This window comes from Aminiphilus circumscriptus DSM 16581, from assembly GCF_000526375.1.
Taxonomy (GTDB): domain Bacteria; phylum Synergistota; class Synergistia; order Synergistales; family Aminiphilaceae; genus Aminiphilus; species Aminiphilus circumscriptus.
Genome location: NZ_JAFY01000002.1, coordinates 735,657 through 754,790, shown reverse-complemented (window position 1 = coordinate 754,790; position 19,134 = coordinate 735,657). Strand labels below are relative to the sequence as shown.

The following is a 19,134-nucleotide window of genomic DNA, read 5'->3' as shown; positions in this document are numbered from 1 at the left end:
AAGAAAGCCCTCCCGAAAAAAAGAGCACGGGGCGGTACGAGGAAGAAACCGGAAGCGGCACCTCAGCAATAGCGCCGCATCTCCTCCAGGGGCTTTCGGGAGGCCCGGGGCTTCGCCCCCTCGGCGGAAAGGGGAAATCCCACGGAAAGCAACACGTCCACCCTCGCCCCGGCGGGAAGGTCGAGCGCGCGCTTGACGCCTCTTTCGTCGAACCATCCGAGCCAACAGGTACCCAGCCCCTCCTCCGCGGCCTGGAGCACGAAATGCTCCACTGCGATGCCCACATCGAGAAGACTGTACTGAACCCCTCGGAAGAATCCCCCCAGTAGAGCGGCAAAACGAGAGCGCTCGGTGAGCACCGCCACGAGCACCGGAGCCTGGGCTGCGAAGGAGTTCATGCGGTAGACCCCGTCGAAGGCGGCCTCGGCAAGACACCTCCGGCGCTCCGGGTCATCCACCAAAAGAAAGGTCCAGGGCTGCGAATTACAGGCGCTCGGCGCGAGACGCGCCGCCTCCACGCATCGGTCGAGTATCTCCCGCGGAACCGGATCGGGCGCGTAGGCCCGAACGCTCCCGCGACGTCGCACAAGATCGAGAAACGCCATGCCGCTCCTCCTTCCGCATTATCCCCGCCGCACGACGAAGCTTCGGGAAAGGGCGTTCGATTCCGGAAACCCTTCGCAAGGAAAGCCCGCGAGCGGGCGCGTTTCCCCATTCCGACAGCCCTTCCGGCGAAAGACGATGATACTGTGGAATCTCTGAATAAGGCTGCATCAGCCCCGCAGGGCGCCTCGCAGAGCCTGATGCGGTCCGAGGTCAAGGGAAAACGAAAGGCCTTTATTCAGAGCTTCCCTGTATTTGATACAATCTCAGTGCTCCAAGGACACCGACCGGACGTTCCCGTGGAATCGAGTTCCCGGAATCCCCGGCATTCTTTCTCGCCTCAGAGGCGCTTCAGGTCCTCCACGGGATTTCGCAGCGGCTCGAAGCCGGTGATACGGCATTCGAGAAGATCCCCGTGCTCCAAGGACACCGCCCGGGGTGTTCCCGTGGAGAGGATGTCCCCGGGGCACCAGGGAAAAACCCGGCTGTGAAAGGCCACCAGTTCGTCCGGAGGAAACATCATGTTCTTCGGCGTGTTCTCCGCCCAAACCTCTCCGTTCTTCACCGTGGCCACCCGGAGAGCCGCCACGTCGGAAATCTCGTCCGGCGTGACGAGATGGGGACCAAAGCTGAAGAAGGTGTCGAAACTCTTGCTCCGGGTGAGATAGCGGGGATTGCGCCGCAGGATGTCCTCGGCGGTCATGTCGAGGATGCACACGAACCCCGCCACCACGTCGAGCCAGCGCTCCCGGGAAACATTCCGGGCATATTTCCCGAACACCACGCCAAGTTCGGCCTCACCGGTGGTATTCTCGGACTGCAGGGGAATCCGCACGGGATCACCGTATCCGACGACGGTACTCGCGGGGCGCATAAAACTCGCCGGTTCGGACTGAGGCGCCTTTTCCGCCAGATCGGCGGCGTGGTCCACGTAGTTGAGCCCGATACCCCAGATCTTTCCGGGCGTCCGGTAGAGCGGGGCATAGGTGACGTCCTTCACGCCGCATTCCTCCGCGAGAGATTCGAGATCCGCCGCACCCTCGGCACGATACCACTCGGTCATGCGAAACAACTCGCCTGACACGATAAGATCGAAGACCGAGGGAATCCAGCTCGTTCCCAGATTCCGGTTCACCGAAGTCAGGGGAACGGGAACGCTCCCCACCAGCACCGCCGCTTCTTCACAACCTTCAAGGCGGATCGTCGCCAAACGCATTTGTCGTCCTCTCCTTTTCGTTTCCTGGTAGCGTCCGTGTCCTATTTCTCGGAATTCTCCCGGTAGAGCCAGAGCGCACCCTCATGAGCGGATCCGACTCCGGCGCGATAGGCGGCGAGCATGCCGCGAAGGGGCCGTTCCGGACGTCTCACCCCGCCGCGGCGGTGTTCCAGTTCGGCCTCGCTCACATGAAGCTGGAGGAGCTTGCGCTCCAGATCGATTTCGATACGGTCACCGTCGCGGACGAGCGCCAGGGGACCACCCACCCACGCCTCGGGAGCCACGTGCCCCACGCAGGGACCTCGGGTGGCACCGGAAAAGCGTCCGTCCGTAACCATGGCGACCGACGAGGCGAGTCCCATACCCACGAGCATGGCCGCCGGTATGGAGAGTTCCCGCATGCCGGGACCTCCCTTGGGTCCTTCGTAGCGTACCACCAGAACCGAACCGGGCTCAACCTTTTTCGAGAGAAGGAAGGTCCGGACATCCTCCTCGGAGTCGAACACCACCGCGGACCCCACGTGATGGAACATGCGGGGATCCACGCCGCTCTTCTTCACCACCGCCCCGAGGGGAGCCAGATTTCCCGAGAGAATGGAGAAACACCCCTTCTCGTGAAGCGGTTCCGCGAGGGAGCGGATGACTTGACGATCCACGGGCGTTCCCGGAATGTCAAGGCTCTCCGCCAGCGTTCCGCCCATGGCGAGGGACACCGTGGTGTCCAGATGTTCCCGGATGGTGGCGAGCACGCCCCGCACTCCTCCCGCACGATGATAGTCGTCGATGTTGGGCTCCGCCGAGGGCTTGAACTTGGCCACGACGGGAACGGATTCCTGAATGGCATCGAAACGCCTTAGGTCGAGGTCCATTCCGAGCACCTTCGCCAGAGCCAGCGTGTGGAGCACGGCGTTCGTCGATCCCCCCGTGGCCGAAACGTATTTGATGCCGTTCGTCATGGACGCGGCGTTGAGAAAGAGCGAGAGCGGGCGCTTCTCCCGAACCAGGGCGACGATCCGTTCTCCCACGTCCCGGGCCTGTCGCACCTTGGCGGCATCGCAGAAGAGCATGGTGGCGGAGCCGAAGGGCGCCACCCCCGTCGCCTCCAGAAAGGTGCCCATGGTGTTGGCCGTTCCGAACATGGAACAGGTGCCGCCGGAGGCGCAGAAACCGCAGGTCCAGCGCTGGAAGGTCTCGTCGTCGATAGCGCCGCTGTTCCTTTTTCCGATGGCCTCCTTGAGATCCGAGGTCACGAAGGTTCTTCCTCCCTCGGAAAAGGGAAGCATGGCCCCCGCGGTGAGAAAGAGGGTGGGCAGATTCAGCCGCGCCGCCGCCATGAGCATACCCGGAATGATCTTGTCGCACGAGGCGAGCATCACCAGCCCGTCGAAACCGTGGGCCTCCACCATGGCCTCGACGGAGGCGGCGATGAGATCCCTCTGGGGAAGCACATAGTGCATGCCATGCCCCTGGGCCATACCGTCACAGGGAGCGGGAACCGTGAACTCCCCCGGCGCGCCGCCCCCCGCCCAGACGCCCTCCTTGACGAATCCGGCCAACTCTCGCAGCGGCCTGTGCCCTGGATTCACATCCGTCCAGGAATTGACGATGCCGATGAGCGGTTTGCGGAGATCACCGCTCCGATATCCCGCGCCGTGCATGAGCCCCAAGTAATAGGCTCCGGTGATGTCACGCCCGTCTTGTCCTCGTCCAGCCATGTTCCTCATCCACTTCTTTCCAGAGTCAGCGTTCTCTCCGACGCCATCCCCTCCGGGACGACGTCGCTGGTCTCCGAATCACACGCAGGTGCCGCAGCGCCAAAAGCTCGATTCACAGTAACCGAGGATTTCCGAGCGGGTCTGTTTTCCCTCCGCCACGGCGAGGATCTCCCTCCAGATCTCCTCCCCCATCTCGTCGATGGAAAGCCCCTCCTCCAGGATGCGCCCTGCGTTGATGTCGAGGTTGTCCCGCATGCGCCCGTACGTGACGGGATTGCCCGTCACCTTGATGACCGGCGCAATGGGATTGCCCACGGGTGTTCCGAGCCCCGTGGTGAAGACACAGAGCTGTGCTCCGCCCGCCACCATACCCGTGACGGAGTCGATGTCGAATCCGGGCGTGTCCATCATGACAAGTCCCTTTTTCGTGGGCGCGGCACCGTAGGGGAGCACCTCCTGAAGCGGCGAGGTTCCCGCCTTGTGCACGCAGCCCAGGGATTTTTCCTCCAGCGTGGTGAGACCGCCCTCGATGTTGCCCGGCGAGGGATTGCCCCCGCGCAGACTCGTTCCCATGTCGGCGGCGCGCTGCTCCATCCTGCGGCAGATCGCCTTCAGGGCCTCGCCGACCTCGGGCGTGACGGCCCTCTTGGCGAGAAGGTGTTCCGCGCCGATGAGTTCCGTGGTCTCACTGAGGATCACCGTCCCCCCTGCGGCGACCACCCGGTCGCAGGCGGAGCCCACGGAGGGATTGGCGGCGATGCCCGACGTGGGGTCCGAACCGCCGCACTCCACCGCCACGCAAAGATCCGCCGCGTCACAGGGAACGCGTTCCTCCATGCTCGCCCGCTGGACCAGATCCATGGCAAGGCGGACACCTTCGCGGATGGTGTTGAGAGTGCCCCCCAGTTCCTGAATAACCACGCACTCCACAGGTTTTCCCGAGGCGGCGATAGCCTCCGCAACGGCGTGGGGCCTTGCGGTCTCGCACCCGAGCCCCACCACGAGAACGCCGAACACGTTGGGGTTTCTTCCCAGCCCCACCAGCGTGTCGATGGTCATTTTCGCGTCCTCGCCGATCTGCCCGCATCCGAGATGGTTCTGCAGCGACACCGCCCCCTGGACCTGTCCGGCGATCATGCGCGCCGTCTCCGCGGCGCAGACCACGGAGGGAAGGACGAGCACCTTGTTGCGGATGCCCACGGAACCATCGGTCCTCTTGTACGCCCTGATCGTTCGCATTCGCTCTACCCCCGCAGGCTTCTCACATTGTGGACGTGCACGTGACTTCCCCTGGTGATGTCCGTGACGGCCTCTCCGATGATCTCCCCGTATTTGAAGACCTTCTCCCCGGCTCGAATGTCCTCCAGGGCGAACTTGTGATACGCGGGGATCCGCTCGCACACCAGAACAGTGTGCGAGCCCACCGTAACCACCTCTCCCTCGCCGAGGGGCGTGAGAGCCACCGCAACGCTGTCTCCTTCGGCGATGCGCAGTGCTTCCTTCATGGCCATGGACCCATCCTCCTCGCAACATATGTACCCGTCCAAGATGCTGTACCGGAATTTTCCAGAGAAAAGCACTTCCGGAGAAATGTGTTCCTCACGTGTTCGCTGTTGAACGAAATTTCTGATCGACCAAGCTCGACCAAATTTCCAAAATATCGTACCATAGGGAATGCCCCGGAGCAAACGGAAATTGCAGAGGAGGGGAAAACTGTGCTACTGTCTTCACGTTTGGATCGCGACGACGCGGACAAAAACGGGAAACGCCGACATTGACGGGAGCGAAAAAGACATGAACGAAGGAAAACGACAACTCATCCAAAAAATCTACCTGGCTCTCCAGGCGGGAGAAATCACCAAGGGAGACATGCTCCTCCCCGAGCGGGATCTGGCCGAACACTTTGACGTCAAGCGCTCCTATCTTCGGGAGGCACTCATCGCCCTGGAGGCGTTGGGCGTCATCGACATCCGGGAGCGCCAGGGCATGTTCGTCGGCGGGGAGGGCACCAACAGCATCCTGGACAGCCTGAATCTCCTCACTGCCTGGCCCGTGGATTCCATCGCCCAGGTCTTCGAGCTGCGGGTCATGATCGAAAGCCCCACCGCGGCCTTCGCGGCACTCCGCAGAACCGACCGGGACATGGAACAGATCCGGGACGCCCTGGATTATCTGGAGAACCTTTGGAGAACACACCATCCGGACATCGGCGTCCTCGGAGCCCGTTACAATGCGATCCTCCACTCCTTGATCGTCAAGGCGGCGCACAATGCGGTGCTCCTTCGGGTGTACGAGGGCCTGTCGAAGCTCTACACGGACGCCATCGCGTCCGTGGGCCATCAGGAGCGGGAGAAGCTTCCCTACGAAAAATGGCCCGACACGGTTCTCTCGGAGCACCGGGATCTCGTGGAGGCCATCGAGAGACAGGATTCCGAAGCGGCAAAAGCCGCATCGATACGCCACCTGGAAAAATCCAGGGACCGCATTCAGAGCCTCATCTCTCCCAACAAAAAAACGCCTGCTGATCGCCTGGCCTGAGTTTTCCAGCGAAATTCCGGCGAAACATTCCAAAAGAAGCGGCGAAAACCCGGAAAGAACACCTCCGAGTCTTCGCCGCTTTCTTGAGTGCAAAACACCTTCCCTTTCTAAGAGAAGCCGTCGCACTCCCGTGGAAGCGCTGTTCTTCAACACGTCGCCTCAAAATGCGGCATGAACCATCCCTTCCCTGGACAAAGCCTCCGGAAATCGTGTGCATCGCCCGGGATCACGCCACATGTTGTTGTTGTACGGGTGAGATTGTTCACCTCCACGACACGGCGCATCTTTCGCTCCGGAGAGCCTCTGACGGAAGATGTTCGCCTATTTCCCCGCCATAATCATTCTTCCTCCAGGATGGTCGGAAAAAAGGGCGCCTCGTCGCACCCCTCATGGCCACTCGTACGCCACCGACGCTCAGGGAATGGACGTGGTCGATCCCGCCTCGTGCGCGTATTGCACCGCGTATTCCCCCAGGGCGCTCCGCAGATCCACCAACGCGAGGTACATCTCCTTCACCGCATCCAGATATTCCGTGGCGGCACTCTGCTCGTTCACCTGGGAATCCAGAAGGTCGAGCTGGGTTCCGGCCCCGGTCTCGTAGCGGAGCCTGGTAATGCGGAGTTCCTCCACCGCAAGCTCCACTTCCTTGGCCTTGGTCCGTTCCAGCGCCAGAGCTTTCTCCCACCGGTGCGTCGCTGACGCAAGCTCCTTGACAAGGGCATCCCGCCGGTCCTCGCGGTCGAAACCCGCCGCGGCGACGAGATGTTCCTTTCGTGCCGTATCGGCCTTCGTGGCGCCTCCGTCGTACAGGGTGACTCCCAGCACCAGGGAGAGCATGCCGTCCTCCTGGGGAACGCTCGCCTTGGACGAATCGGTGAGGATGGTGTACTGAAGCGACGCATCCAGCGTGGGCTTCATGCCAAGCTTGGCCAGATCCCTCTCCACTTTAGCCAGCTCCTCCGTGATGCGGGCGACTTGCAGGTCTGGGCGCTGTCTCTCCGCCCGAGAAAGGTCAACGGGGAACGAAAGCTCCGGTTTCTCCAGTTGCGTCTCGGGAGGTTCCACCGCCGTTCCTCCCGCGAGTCTCGCGAGAGAGGCCAGGGCATCGCGATGGATCGCCTCGGCCCGGGTCGCCTCACCCCGAACTTTTTCGAGCTGCACCGAGGCACGAATCACGTCGAGGCGGGGAGCGGCTCCCACGCGATAGCGTTCCTCCGCGACACGCAGATCCTCCTCGCGCTGATGGATGAGGCTCTCATAGAGAACCAGATTCTTGCGGGCCATGAAAGCCGTCCAGTAGGCACCCTCCGCATCGGTGAGCAGGGTGTTCACGAGTTGGGCGTGCGTCGCCCTGCGAGCGTCCAAGGCCAGAAGAGCTGCCCGTTCCTGGAGGTCGTACTTTCCCCACAGATCGATGCGCTGGCTGAGAGCCAGGGAAAGCGCGTACTGCCCCTCCTCCTCCCGAAGAACCCTGGCGGTCTCCCCCTTGACGCCCACGTTCATGCGCTGTTCCGCCGCGGTGAATGCCACCGAGGCGCGGGCGCTCTCGACCCTGGCGAGGGACGCCTTGGCCTCCTTGTTTTCCCCGAGAACCAGGTGCAGGTACTCCGGCAGGGAAATCTCCGCAGCGACTGCGGGAAAGGACACCACCAGAACGCCCACGATGAAAAGAAACACCGCGAGAATGCCGCGAAGACCTGAGGTTTCGGGGCAGGCCATCCCATGGGTCCACCAGGCGGAACGCTCTTTCGAAAAACGGCGATGTACCTGAGGACACCGCAACGGCACGGAATGGGTTCTTCTCACGGACATGCGAATCCCTCTCTCTCGCATCCTCGATTTTCTTCTCTTTCACTGTCGGCTGCTTTCAGGGAAGCGGATCCGCAGCCAACCCTCTCACTCCCGAGGATGGTGGCCTTCGTCTCTCCCGTAAGCGCTTCAAGCTCTCGCATGCGCAGACCCCGTTCGGCTCGTCACTGTCGTTCCATGTTTTTCACCTTCCAGAAGGACTCTCGGACCATTGTTTTTTACTTTCCAAAGACCACGCGTCGGAGAAGGAGAAAGCACTCCTTTGTACCTTCCAAGAATACCAGGAAAATACCAGGAAAAGTGTTACACAACGTCGGCAATCCCGTTGTCTTTCCAACAGTCCATTCGATGTTCCTCACCTTGGAGAAGACACATCCTTGCGGTGGAGGCGAATCCCAGTTTCAGGCCCCTTCTTCACGGAGAGTCCGCAAAAGACACACGGGGAAAACCCTCGATCTACCTTGTGTCAACGCTCTTTGAGAGCGTACAATCGACATGAGGACTATGAAACGACTTCGTCGTCTTCTCGGCCACTACTCGGCGATGGCGATCGACATCCGTTTCTGTGAAAGGGAGAATCTTCCCGCTATGACGATTCCGCCGAAAAGCATTCGCGGCATGTTCATTGTCTTTCTGCTACTGTTCCTCCTCGTGGTTGCCCTTTCTCCCTTGGCGTTCTTTTTGACCGAACGCCACCATACGCACGTCTCTCTCACGGAACGCCTCGAGAGTATTCTGAACCTTCAGGTTGCCTTTTTCTCCCGCTGGTATCTCGCGAATCTCGAGGAAATCCGCGCCATTGCCGGGATCAGCTCCGTCGAAAACAGAGACTTGGAAGCGATGTACAGGGATTTCCTTCGTTTCGCCGAGAGCCGGAAAGATTTGGCCGGCGTGGCGTATGTCGACGAGGAAGGGCGTTTCCTGGTCGACAGCAGTCTCGGCATACGTCCCGAAAATTCGCCGGATCTTCGGGACCGGGAGTATTTCCAGGCCGCCCACAGGGGAGAGGAATTCATCACACCACCTCTCGTGGGAAGAGTTTCCGGTAACACGCTCATCCTCTTCTCCGTTCCTGTCTTCCGACAGGGAACTTTCGATGGGCTGGTCTTGGGCTCGGCCCTCCTGGAAAATCTGGCCCACCTTATCGGAAAAATGCACTTCGGTGAAACAGGGCGTTTTCTCCTCTATGACGGAATGGGTCATCTTCTGTCCGGCCCGAAGGCAAGCGAGCGGATATTCGGAACAAACCTCGCGGAGGATCCTCGAGCCCACCCGCTCCTGACAGGACGAAAAGGTTCCCTCCTCCTCCAGGGGAAAGACGAAAGAGGAGAACACTATTACAGACTCCTCACCTTTCTTGAGGGGCGGGACCTGATTCTCGGCGCGGAAATGACCCTGGGGGAGTACCAGCAGTCCACAACTCGTATGGTCCGCTTCAGTATTCTGTCCGTCACGCTCTTCGCCGCACTGGGAGTTCTCTTCTTCCTGCTTCTTTTCTCCCGCATGTCCCGCGCCCTTTCCACACTCCTCGCGGGAGTCTCCGCCGTGGGAGAGGGCAACTACACCAAATATCCTTCCGAAACCGTCGAACGGCTTCCCCAGGAACTCGGCACCGTCGCCCTCGCCGTGGACGACCTGAAAGAACGGGTTCAGGTCGCCATGCAGCAACTCCGAGAACGCTCGCTCCAGGATTCTCTCACCGGCCTTGCAAACCGTACGCTCTTCGAAGAAGAGATGCACCGCCACGGCACAGGACGATTCGACCCCGTCACGGTGGTGATCTGCGATCTGGATGGACTCAAACTCGTGAACGATACCCTGGGACATGCTTGGGGAGACGAATTGATCCGCAAGGCTGCATCGCTACTTCAGAACACGTTTCGCGCCGCCGACGTGGTCGCCCGCATCGGCGGCGACGAATTCGCCGTTCTCGTTCCCTTCAGTTCACCCGAGACGGAAAAGCGGATGATGCTCCGGCTTGAGGAAGCACTCTCCCTCCACAACGCCCCGGAGGGACATCTGCCCGTCCTCTTTTCCTGGGGAATGCGCACGGGCAAAACGGCGGAACGAAGCATCCTGGAACTTTTCAAGGATGCCGACGAGATCATGTACGCTCAAAAGGATGAGCACCGAAAAAAGGCTCGGGAGGCGATCCTGAAGTTCTTTCTTTACCGAATCCACGAGGAGGAGAAAAACCGAAAGGACCACATGAAGAACTGCGCAGTCATCATGGAGGATTTCATCAGTACCATACCCGAGTTTGAACCTGTTTTTCGAGAGCGTCTGATCCGCCTCGCCGCCTGGCACGACATCGGCATGGTGGGCATTCAGCCGGGCCTGCTCGCCAAAACGGAACCGCTCTCCGAGGAGGAGTTCGTGGAGATCCGACGGCATCCCGAGATCGGACATCGCATCGCCCTCGCCGTTCCCGCGCTTTTCGACATCGCCGAGGGCATCCGCTGCCACCACCAGTGGTGGAATGGTGAGGGGTACCCCGCTGGAGGAAGAGAAACGTCGATTCCTCTGGAAAGCCGCATCATGACCCTTGTTGACGCCTTCGAATCCATGACGAACCGACTCTATAAACCGCGTCTTTCTCCCGGGGAGGCACGGGAGGAGATCCGGCGCTGCGCGGGCACTCAGTTCGATCCCGAATGGGCGGAACGGTTTCTCCGCTTCGCCTCTCGGAAGTTCGATCTTCCTTGACGGCACCGCAACGGACCGCCGCGGCAGAAACCAGAGCGGGCATCCGTACAGGAGAAATGTTGTTTGCGGCGCCTCTCTCGTTCGAGAGAACTCATGACGCCCTTGCGGAAAAAGATCCGTCGCGATGTGTTCTTGATCTGGCACAATCGCCCTTGAGCGAGTAGAATGGGTCCTGAGACTCAATTTTAGGAAAACCCTGAATAAAGACCTTTCGATTTTTCTTGACTCGGGTCGCATCAGGCTCTGCGAGGCGCCCTGCGGGGCTGACGTAGCCTTATTCAGAGATTCCTTAGGGTTTCCTCCTCTTTTTTCGAGGAAACAAGGAGGTCCGACCATGGCAGAGGAACTATCCGCAACACTCCAATCCGCCCAAAATGCGCCTCCGCTTTCGGAAAGGGAAACCTCGGGCGGCACCAACGCCGAAGGTGGGCTTTTGGAACCGCTCATCTTCCTCGAACAGAACCTCTCGAACGAGGAGGACCGTACCACTCTCAAGCAGCTCCGCGCCGACGTGGAGGAGTATGTGCTCCTGCCCCAGCCGAGCGATGACATCGAAGTCCGCAAGCGCACGCGGGAACTCTGGGAAAAGCTTGCCACCGCCTATTGGAACCTTCTCTGGAGTGTGGTGGAACGACATATCCGCACCAGCACGGGAGCTCCACAGCGGATCGACTTCACTCCCGAGGAACGCCTCTTCCTCGACTTCGGCTTTCTGGATTCCCGGATCACTCCGGGAGATTCCGTCGCGCTCCTCGCCTCCACGGAGAAGGCGCCCCCGCTGGACCGTTTTCAGTACTACCGCCTGTCCGATCTCATCGCCGAGGAGTTCACCCTGCTCTACGCCCGCCCTCTCCAGAGTCCGCGTGCGGGCATGAGCCTCCGGGCGAAGACGGATCACCTCGAAGAAGTCCTGAACGTGAACATCCGCAAGCGGAAGGGAATTCAGGGAATTCTCCTGAAACACATCAACTTTCCCCAGACGAAAGAGGCGGATACGCTCCTCGCCACCATCGATGGAAATCTCATGAACTTCGTGGAGAACACACTGCGCACGCTCCGGGTCCGCATGGCGGACAACCAGGAACGGCAGAAGATCATCGACGCCGCCTCGGCCTACCGAGGAGCGCTGGAAAAACGAAAAAGCCTCCTCGATCCTCTCCGAAGCGGGCTCGAACAGATGGGACTCCTCAACCAGTTCGAACAGCTTCTCGCCCTGGACCAGGAGATCGAGGACATGGCGATCTTCTTCGTCCGGACCCAGGAGGAACTCCGCCGCCAAACTCAGAAGGTCGGACGCTTCGCGGAGAAATGGAAGGGCAAGGGCGAGGGTGAACTTCGCCTTGTCATGAAGGAATCCATAAAGACCCGGAAGATGTTCATGGAGATGTCCGCAAAAAGGAGTCATCTGGACGTTTCGCCCCTCTTTTCCCCTTCGGGAGGGAAAGATCTTCTCACGTTCAGCGCTATCTCCAAGGGGATCGAGCATCTTCTCCAGGCCGATCCGGGAATTCTCGGCCTGAGCCGGATCCGGATCCACGGCTGTCCCCGGGTGGTGGTCGTGCCCGGCAAGGGGAATGGCGTCTACAACTGGGAGGAACACGTGCTCCAGTTTCCTCTTATCCCTGCGGACACGCCGGAGAAATCCGTGGCCCAGGCCATGGCCCTCTTCCGCTGGGATGCCGACGACGACCGGGATCTCAAGGACACCTACGCCGGACTCAAGGGCAACAAGGGGAAATCCATCATGGCCCTTCAGGAATCCTTCTCCAAGGAATACCTTCTGTGGGTCACCAAGGAAATTCGAGGGTACCGCGTGCTGGAGAAGGATCAGTACAAGTGGTTCAAATGGAAGATCGCCGGCTCCGAGGAGGAATGAGACACAACGTTCCCTGAGCGGACGGGCACGGCCGCAAGCTAGAGAGAAAAACCGCAATGAACCGGAACGAGAGCGAAGAAAGCGGGAAAGGGCCTGTGACGAGGCCCTTTCCCGCTTTTTCTCCGACGAACTCCTTTGCTTTGGGGCAGCGTTCCTTCTCGCGGAATATGGAAGCATCCTCCTCCCCTTCTCCCTTCCGGCATGCCCCGTCCCTTACGCTTACCCGGGCACGCCCTCACCCTCCGGCGCAGGATGAATCCGGAAGAAGAGCGCGTAGAGAACGGGGACCACCACGAGGGTGAGTCCTGTGGCAAAAGTGAGACCGAACATGATGGTCACCGCCATGGAGGAAAAGAGCACGTCGAAGTAGAGGGGAACCATGCCGAGCACGGTGGTGAGTGCCGCCATGAGCACCGGACGGGCCCGGCTCAATGCGGAATCAACGATGGCCTCATAGGGATCGCGCCCTTCCCGGATCTCGAGATCAATCTGGTCGATAAGCACGATGGCGTTCTTGATGAGCATCCCCGCGAGACTCAGGAAACCGAGCAGCGCGAGGAAATCGAAAGGTTTCCGCAACAGCAGGAGCCCCGCAGTCATGCCTATCACCGAAAGAGGCAGGCAGAGCAGAATGATCGCGGGCTGCCGCAGGGCGTTGAAAAGAACCACCAGGATCAGCACTATAGCGGCAAAGGCCAGGGGAATCATGCGCAAAAGCCCGCCCTGAGCCTTGCCGGAACTCTCGTACTCACCGCCCCACTCCATGCTGTACCCCAAGGGAAGAGGAAGATTTTCCACCGAGGAGCGCACTCTGGTGAACAGCGGCCCCGCAAGACCGTCGGCGGCATCGCATTCCGTGGTGACGGTGCGCATGCGGTTCCGCCGGTAGATCACGGAATCCTCCGCAACGGTGTCGAAACGCCGGACCACCTGAGAGAGAGGGAGATAACGCTGCAGCGAAGGACTCCAGGTCTGCACCTCCGGAAGGGTTCCCGCATCGGCCCGTTCCGCCTCGGGAAAGCGGGCCACGATGGGAAGAAGTTTGTCCTTCTCGCGATAGAGGCCTGCGGTCGCACCGGAAAAGGAGAGTTCCAGGGCCTCCGCGATGTCCTTTCGCGTGAGCCCCACCTGCCTCGCCCGAACCTCATCGAGGACCGGACGGATGACCTTGACCCGTTCCCCCCAGTCGCTGCGGATGTTCACCGCACCCGCGGCACGATAGAGCGCCGTGGCCTGGTCGGCGAGGCCGCGGAGCACGAGCGGATCCTCCCCGGAGAAGCGCACCTGAATCTTCGCGCCGCTTCCCGTCCCCTTCCCGAAAGGGCGTACCCGTGGATCCAGATACGGCAGCTCCCGGGCAGCGAACTCCTCCACTTTTTTCATGAGCGAATCCGTCTCCTCCGCGTTTTCGGTCCCGACCACGAAACTTCCGTACTCGTCTCCGGGATCGCCCGCGGTGAAGGTGAGGAGGAAGCGCAACGCCCCTTCGCCCACAAAGGAGGTCACGGATTTGGTCTCGGGCTGCTCCCGAAGAAACGCTTCGAACTTCCGCACGTCCTCAAGAGTCTCGTTGATAAACGCCCCCTTGGGGCGCCGGAACTCGATGGTGAACATGGGGCTCGACGCGCTGGGGAAAAAGGACTTGTCCACCATGTTGAAGCCGAGAACGCCCGTCACAAGAAGTCCCGCCAGAACGGCCAGCGTGAGCAGCCGCTTCGCAAGGCACGCTTCAAGGAACTTCCGGTAGAGACGATAGAGAAGCGATCCGTAGAGTTCTTCCCCCTCCCGCATCGGGGCCACCTTGAGAAAGTGCGCTCCCGCAAGGGGGGTGATCGTCACGGCGAGGATCCAGCTCAGCAGAAGGGAGATTCCCACCACCTGAAAAAGGCTGCGGCAATACTCTCCCGTACTGTCGGGAGAAAGACCGATCGGAGCGAAGGCGAGAACGGCGATGATCGTCGCACCGAGCAGGGGCCACTGGGTCTGCCCCACGATGTCCTCGGAGGAACGGAAAGGGTCCCGCCCTTTCTGGATTCCCACGAGAACGCCGTCGGCAATAACGATGGCATTGTCCACAAGCATCCCCAGGGCGACGATGAGCGCTCCCAGGGAAATGCTGTGCAGGTCGATGCGAAAACCCTTCATGGCGATAAAGGTGGCGAGAATCGTCAGGAGCAGCACGGCGCCGATGAGAAGACCGCAGCGCATGCCCATGAAGAGGAGCAGCAGACCGATGACGATGACCAGCGCTTCGAGGAGGTTGACCAGAAAGTTCGCGATGGCCTCTTTGACCGTGTCGGACTGGTAGTAGATGAGCCCGAGTTCCATGCCGAGAGGCGTCTGGGGAAGCAGCTCCGCGAGGCGTTTCTTCACCGCCTCGCCCATGGTGATGACATTGCCCCCTTCCACGTTGGAGATGCCGATGCCGAGTGCAGGCTCGCCGTTGAAGCGCATGAGCGCCCGCGGCGGATCCAGATACCCTCTCTTGACGGTCGCCACGTCGCGGAGTCGCAGCAGTGTTCCGGAGCCGCTCCGGAGGAACAAATCTCCGATGTCCTCTACCGTGGCGAAGAGTCCCGTGGGCTCGATGCGGAGATATTCTTTCCCCACCTGCACACTTCCCGCGTCCACCACGAGGTTCTGGGCCTTGAGCGTGTCGAAGATCGTCTGGAGAGGAATGCCGAGCTGGGTCATGCGAGACCGGGAAAGCTCCACATAGACCGTCTCCCGCTGCGCTCCCGCGATGCGGACGTTCGCCACGCCGGGGACGAGAAGCAGTTCCTTGCGGAGAAAATCCGCGAAGTTCTCGAGCTCGCGTAACGTGTATCCCTTTCCGGTGAGGGCGAAGTACACGCCGAAGACATCGCCGTAATCGTCGTTCACCAGGGAGGGCCCCGCCCCGGGAGGAAGATTGCCCTGCACGTCGTTCACCTTCCGGCGCAGCTCGTCCCAGATCTGGGGAAGATCCTTCGCGGTGAAGGTATCCTTGATGTCCACGTAGATCACGGAGCCTCCGGCCTGGGAGAGGGAGCGCACGATGTCCACCTGCCCGAGCTGCTGGATGGCGCTCTCCACCACCTCCGTCACCTCGTTCTCAACTTCCTCGGGAGACGCGCCGGGATAGCGAGTGGTCACCACGGCGGTTTTGATCGTGAAGGCGGGATCCTCCAGCTTTCCGAGACCTGTGTAGGACAGCATCCCCCCCACGAGAAGGAGACCGGTGATGAACCATGTGACGGTGCTCTTTCGAATGCTCGCTGTGGCGATATTCATGGCGTCCACCTATTCCGCGGCGGGGAGCGGTGTCTCCTCCGGGGCGTAGAGCGTCACAGCCTCTCCCTCGGCAAGCAGGCTCACCCCCGCAACAACCACCCGGGTTCCCGGAGCGAGATCGCCGCTCACCACCGCATCTTCTTTCCGGAAGGAGAGCACGTCCACAGGGACGCGCCGTACCGTCAGGGCCGGTTCGTCCACGACCAGGAGAAAATGCGACGTACCCTCACCCGCGGCAACCGCTTCGGTGGGAACCACGAATCCCCCGTCTCCGGTGGCGTTGCTCTGGAATCCCAGAAGAACTTCCACAGTCATGCCGGGAAGCACCATGAGTTCCTCCGGGTAGGGCATGCGGAAGGTCACGGGATAGGTCTGAGTCTGGGGATCCGCCTGGGTGGCGACCTCCTTGAACGTGGCGGAAAAAGTCTTCCCGGGGATGTTTTCGAAGCGTACCTGGACTGTCACGGCGTCGGCGCTCCTCGCCCGGGTAAGGTCCTGTTCCGGAACGGAGATGACCACCTCGAGGTCTTTCAGATCCTGGAGGGCGAGGATGGGTTGATCCCGCTGGATGCTCTGAAAGTTCTCCACGTAGCGATCCGCCACGATTCCGTCGAAGGGCGCCCGAAGTTCTGTGTCCGAAAGCGCGCTCTCCGCAGCCTTCACCGAGGATTCGAGACCGCGGATAGTCGCCTCCATGGCCTGAATGTCCTCCGGGCGGGCTCCTGTTTTCGCCTTCTGCAATTCCTGGCTTGCCTCGTTCACCGTGGCCTTGGAGACCTCGTAGGCGGTCTTGTAGCGGTCGAACTCCGCCGCCGCAATGGCACCCTCCTTGTAAAGCCGCTCGAAACGACGGTACTGGGCTTCCGCCTCCTCCATGCGCGCCCGGGACGATGCAAGCTGGGACGACAGGGCGGAAACCTCTTCCTTGCGGGCCCCAGCTCGCATGGCTGCAAGCTGTGCCTGGGCGTTCGCGAGAGTACTTTTGACATTCTGGAGCTGAATCTCGAAATCCCTCGGGTCCAGCCGGGCGAGGAGATCACCCTTCGCAACGTTCTGGGCTTTCCGGACGGGCAGCTCCACAAGAGGACCGGAGACACGAAAGGCGAGATCGACCCTCTGGGACGCGAGGATCTTGCCGGGATAGGTCCGGACATCCCGCGCCGCCGGTGCGGAAAGCACCAGCGTCTTCACGGGGCGCGCCACCGGCGCCCTGGAGACGGTCTCCTCCTTCCGTTCATGGCGTCCGAACAGAAAGAGTCCAACCGCAAAGAGCACCAGAATGCCGAAGATGCCCGTGTACTTCCGGAACAATTCTCGTTTCTCCATGGAACATTCCTCCTCCGGAACGTTTTTTCCAACGTCGTTTTCCCGGGCATCGGACAGACTTCCGCCCGGAGATCACTCGGTCACTCGTTTTTTTCAGGATCATTTTATCATTCTTCGATATTCGGGCACGTGGCGCACCTGAAAACTCACTCTTCGGGAAAGAAGCATCATAGAGAAGAGAAAAACACCAACGATGAGACATCCAGAGACAAGCCACACCGTTACGCGACAGGATAAACGAACCCGGTAACGACATGTAAAACTACCCCATCCCCTCAGGCCCGTGACCGAAGACCCACACAGAAGATCTTTCATGATGATGGAATAACTACAAAGACGCATCCCGAGACCCTTTTTCATTTTTGTCGCCTTTGAACTATACTGAGCGAATACTACGTTAGTCTCACAAGACGCCGTCCGAATTGTCCCCATGATTCGCCCAGGCGGGAATCAAGCGAGGGGGATGCTCATGACCGAAAGTGATGGGGAACGGATTCTCCACGAAGAACCGCGCTTTCGTCTTCTCGAAAGAGGAGGCGCCTTCGTCCTCGACGTGCGGGACACATCCCTTTCCGCCGTGGAGGTGCTCTCCAGAATCCAGGAACTCGACGTGACGTTGCGGATCACGCTGAAGGAACTCATCCGGTACATCGCACAACGGGGGGAATTCGTTCTCGGCGCCGTCCTGGAACCGTCCTCTTCCAAATCGGAGCGGCTTCCCGAACTCCTCGTCGAGGACGGGGGCATGACTTGCCTCCTCTCTCTGCCGCCGGGATGGAGCGACGAGGAACGATTACGGGAACTTCTCGCGAAGGACCATATCGTCTTCGGCGTGGACGAGGACGCACTGACGGAGGCTCTGGAGCTCTCCCGCTCGGGAAAAGAGGTTCTCCGGAAGCCGCTGGCCCGAGGAATTCCTCCTCGAAACGGCCTGGACGGAACCATACAGATGTTCTTCGCACCGCCATCAGGGCGCCCCGATGACAACCCCGACGGTCGGGTGGATTTCTACAATCTCGACCTCGTCCAGGAAATACGCCGGGGCGACGTGGTGGCCCGCCGCATCCCCCCCACACCGGGAACGCCGGGACGGAACGTTCAGGGGGAGATCGTCCCCCAGCGAAAGGGAAAACCGGCCCGACTCCGCTTCGGAAAGGGACTCGCCTGGGAAGGCGACGACCTCCGGGCAAAGCTCGATGGACGGCTGGAGTGGAAGGGCGATGTGGTCTCCGTCATCCCGCTCCTCATCATTTCCGGCGATGTAGACTACTCCACGGGAAACATCACCTTCAACGGTCCCGTTCTCGTCCGTGGAACCATTCGGGACGGCTTCTCCGTCTCCGCCACAGGCGACGTGGACATTCGCGGCTCCGTGGAAAAAGCCTTCGTGGAGAGCAGAGAGGGACGCATTGCCGTCCTCTACGGTGTGCAGGGCAAGGGAGAAGCGCATCTCAAGGCGCATAAGGAGATTCGACTTCGCTTCGCTCAGGATGCCATCATTGAGTGCGAAACGCTCGAAGTGAACGAATACCTGCTCCGATGCATCGTCCGAACCGAACGGGGTGTCCTCGTGGAGGGACGCAAGGGTGTCATCGCTTCGTCGGAAATCCACTCCGCAGCCCATGTGCACGCCCGCAACATCCGCTCCTTGCGGCACGGGGACACGAAGATCGAGGTCTCCGGGGTGTCCCGGAACGCCCTCTACCGGGAATACAAGGAATTCCAGGCGCGCCTGGAGACGGTGGAGGAGATTCTCGTCTCCCTCACGGCACAGATCCGGAGCGGTTTCGCCTTGGGCAAGGAGCTGGACCAGGCCACCAAGGAGCGTATCCTCCGCTACGTGGACATGAGCAGAGAATACGACGATCTCAGGGAGAGAGTGGAATCCTACCGGCTTCTTTTCCAAAAGCTGAAGGGAGACGCCACCTTCGGAGTGAGGGGCGAGGCATCCCCGGGAGTGAATCTTCGCCTCAAGGGGTACGGAGATCTCATCCGGGACGGAGCTTCCGCTCTCACCCTCTTCTTCGACCCCGACGAACGGCGCATCGTCGCCCTTCGAGGCTGAGGAGGCG

Annotated in this window: 12 protein-coding genes; 4 read left to right on the top strand and 8 right to left on the bottom strand. The window is 60.7% G+C overall.

The window, feature by feature from the left end; translation table 11 throughout:
• Positions 1-62 precede the first annotated feature (62 nt).
• From K349_RS0104160 to K349_RS0104140, 5 genes are all read right to left on the bottom strand, one after another.
• Positions 63-605, bottom strand: coding sequence for a nitroreductase family protein (locus tag K349_RS0104160; protein WP_026368602.1), 543 nt, complete (start codon positions 603-605; stop codon positions 63-65).
• A 338-nt stretch (positions 606-943) separates the two neighbouring features.
• A complete protein-coding gene (locus tag K349_RS0104155; RefSeq protein ID WP_026368601.1) occupies positions 944-1,819 on the bottom strand; it encodes a fumarylacetoacetate hydrolase family protein in 876 nt (291 codons plus the stop codon).
• A gap of 41 nt (positions 1,820-1,860) precedes the next feature.
• Entirely contained in the window at positions 1,861-3,534 is a 1,674-nt protein-coding gene (gene ilvD / locus K349_RS0104150) for a dihydroxy-acid dehydratase (RefSeq protein ID WP_157367275.1), read from the bottom strand.
• A gap of 78 nt (positions 3,535-3,612) precedes the next feature.
• Entirely contained in the window at positions 3,613-4,773 is a 1,161-nt protein-coding gene (locus K349_RS0104145) for a UxaA family hydrolase (RefSeq protein ID WP_026368599.1), read from the bottom strand.
• A gap of 5 nt (positions 4,774-4,778) precedes the next feature.
• On the bottom strand, positions 4,779-5,045 hold the full coding sequence (locus K349_RS0104140; protein WP_211240322.1) for a UxaA family hydrolase: 267 nt from the start codon (positions 5,043-5,045) through the stop codon (positions 4,779-4,781).
• A gap of 283 nt (positions 5,046-5,328) precedes the next feature.
• On the opposite strand from K349_RS0104140, the gene K349_RS0104135 reads away from it, so the two are divergent.
• Positions 5,329-6,072, top strand: a complete 744-nt coding sequence (locus K349_RS0104135; protein ID WP_169731300.1) for a FadR/GntR family transcriptional regulator — start codon at positions 5,329-5,331, stop codon at positions 6,070-6,072.
• 414 nt (positions 6,073-6,486) lie between these two features.
• Here K349_RS0104135 and K349_RS0104130 read toward each other — a convergent pair whose 3' ends face one another.
• Positions 6,487-7,884, bottom strand: a complete 1,398-nt coding sequence (locus tag K349_RS0104130; RefSeq protein ID WP_169731299.1) for a TolC family protein — start codon at positions 7,882-7,884, stop codon at positions 6,487-6,489.
• A gap of 501 nt (positions 7,885-8,385) precedes the next feature.
• Between K349_RS0104130 and K349_RS17785 the strand changes: the two genes are divergently transcribed.
• Together K349_RS17785 and K349_RS0104120 are read left to right on the top strand one after the other, a co-directional pair.
• Positions 8,386-10,587: a diguanylate cyclase gene (locus tag K349_RS17785; protein ID WP_026368595.1), complete on the top strand. Its 2,202-nt coding sequence runs from the start codon at positions 8,386-8,388 to the stop codon at positions 10,585-10,587.
• 334 nt (positions 10,588-10,921) lie between these two features.
• Complete coding sequence (locus K349_RS0104120) at positions 10,922-12,463, top strand: hypothetical protein (RefSeq protein WP_026368594.1); 1,542 nt, start codon at positions 10,922-10,924, stop codon at positions 12,461-12,463.
• Positions 12,464-12,682: 219 nt separating this feature from the next.
• Here K349_RS0104120 and K349_RS0104115 read toward each other — a convergent pair whose 3' ends face one another.
• Positions 12,683-15,736 (bottom strand): efflux RND transporter permease subunit, encoded by a 3,054-nt coding sequence (locus tag K349_RS0104115; protein WP_026368593.1) that lies wholly within the window; start codon positions 15,734-15,736, stop codon positions 12,683-12,685.
• A gap of 9 nt (positions 15,737-15,745) precedes the next feature.
• The gene (locus tag K349_RS16340) at positions 15,746-17,062 is read right to left on the bottom strand and encodes an efflux RND transporter periplasmic adaptor subunit (protein WP_026368592.1); all 1,317 of its coding nucleotides are present in this window, start codon (positions 17,060-17,062) and stop codon (positions 15,746-15,748) included.
• A gap of 469 nt (positions 17,063-17,531) precedes the next feature.
• Here K349_RS16340 and K349_RS17780 point away from each other — a divergent pair, with 469 nt between their 5' ends.
• Positions 17,532-19,127, top strand: coding sequence for a FapA family protein (locus tag K349_RS17780; protein WP_026368591.1), 1,596 nt, complete (start codon positions 17,532-17,534; stop codon positions 19,125-19,127).
• The last annotated feature ends 7 nt before the right edge of the window (positions 19,128-19,134 follow it).

Excerpts from the sequence above, each read along its gene's own strand:
- K349_RS0104160 (WP_026368602.1), bottom strand. The coding sequence starts at position 605 with ATGGCGTTTCTCGATCTTGTGCGACGTCGCGGGAGCGTTCGGGCCTAC.
- K349_RS0104155 (WP_026368601.1), bottom strand. The coding sequence starts at position 1,819 with ATGCGTTTGGCGACGATCCGCCTTGAAGGTTGTGAAGAAGCGGCGGTG.
- ilvD (WP_157367275.1), bottom strand. The coding sequence starts at position 3,534 with ATGGCTGGACGAGGACAAGACGGGCGTGACATCACCGGAGCCTATTAC.
- K349_RS0104145 (WP_026368599.1), bottom strand. The coding sequence starts at position 4,773 with ATGCGAACGATCAGGGCGTACAAGAGGACCGATGGTTCCGTGGGCATC.
- K349_RS0104140 (WP_211240322.1), bottom strand. The coding sequence starts at position 5,045 with ATGGCCATGAAGGAAGCACTGCGCATCGCCGAAGGAGACAGCGTTGCG.
- K349_RS0104135 (WP_169731300.1), top strand. The coding sequence starts at position 5,329 with ATGAACGAAGGAAAACGACAACTCATCCAAAAAATCTACCTGGCTCTC.
- K349_RS0104130 (WP_169731299.1), bottom strand. The coding sequence starts at position 7,884 with ATGTCCGTGAGAAGAACCCATTCCGTGCCGTTGCGGTGTCCTCAGGTA.
- K349_RS17785 (WP_026368595.1), top strand. The coding sequence starts at position 8,386 with ATGAAACGACTTCGTCGTCTTCTCGGCCACTACTCGGCGATGGCGATC.
- K349_RS0104120 (WP_026368594.1), top strand. The coding sequence starts at position 10,922 with ATGGCAGAGGAACTATCCGCAACACTCCAATCCGCCCAAAATGCGCCT.
- K349_RS0104115 (WP_026368593.1), bottom strand. The coding sequence starts at position 15,736 with ATGAATATCGCCACAGCGAGCATTCGAAAGAGCACCGTCACATGGTTC.
- K349_RS16340 (WP_026368592.1), bottom strand. The coding sequence starts at position 17,062 with ATGGAGAAACGAGAATTGTTCCGGAAGTACACGGGCATCTTCGGCATT.
- K349_RS17780 (WP_026368591.1), top strand. The coding sequence starts at position 17,532 with ATGACCGAAAGTGATGGGGAACGGATTCTCCACGAAGAACCGCGCTTT.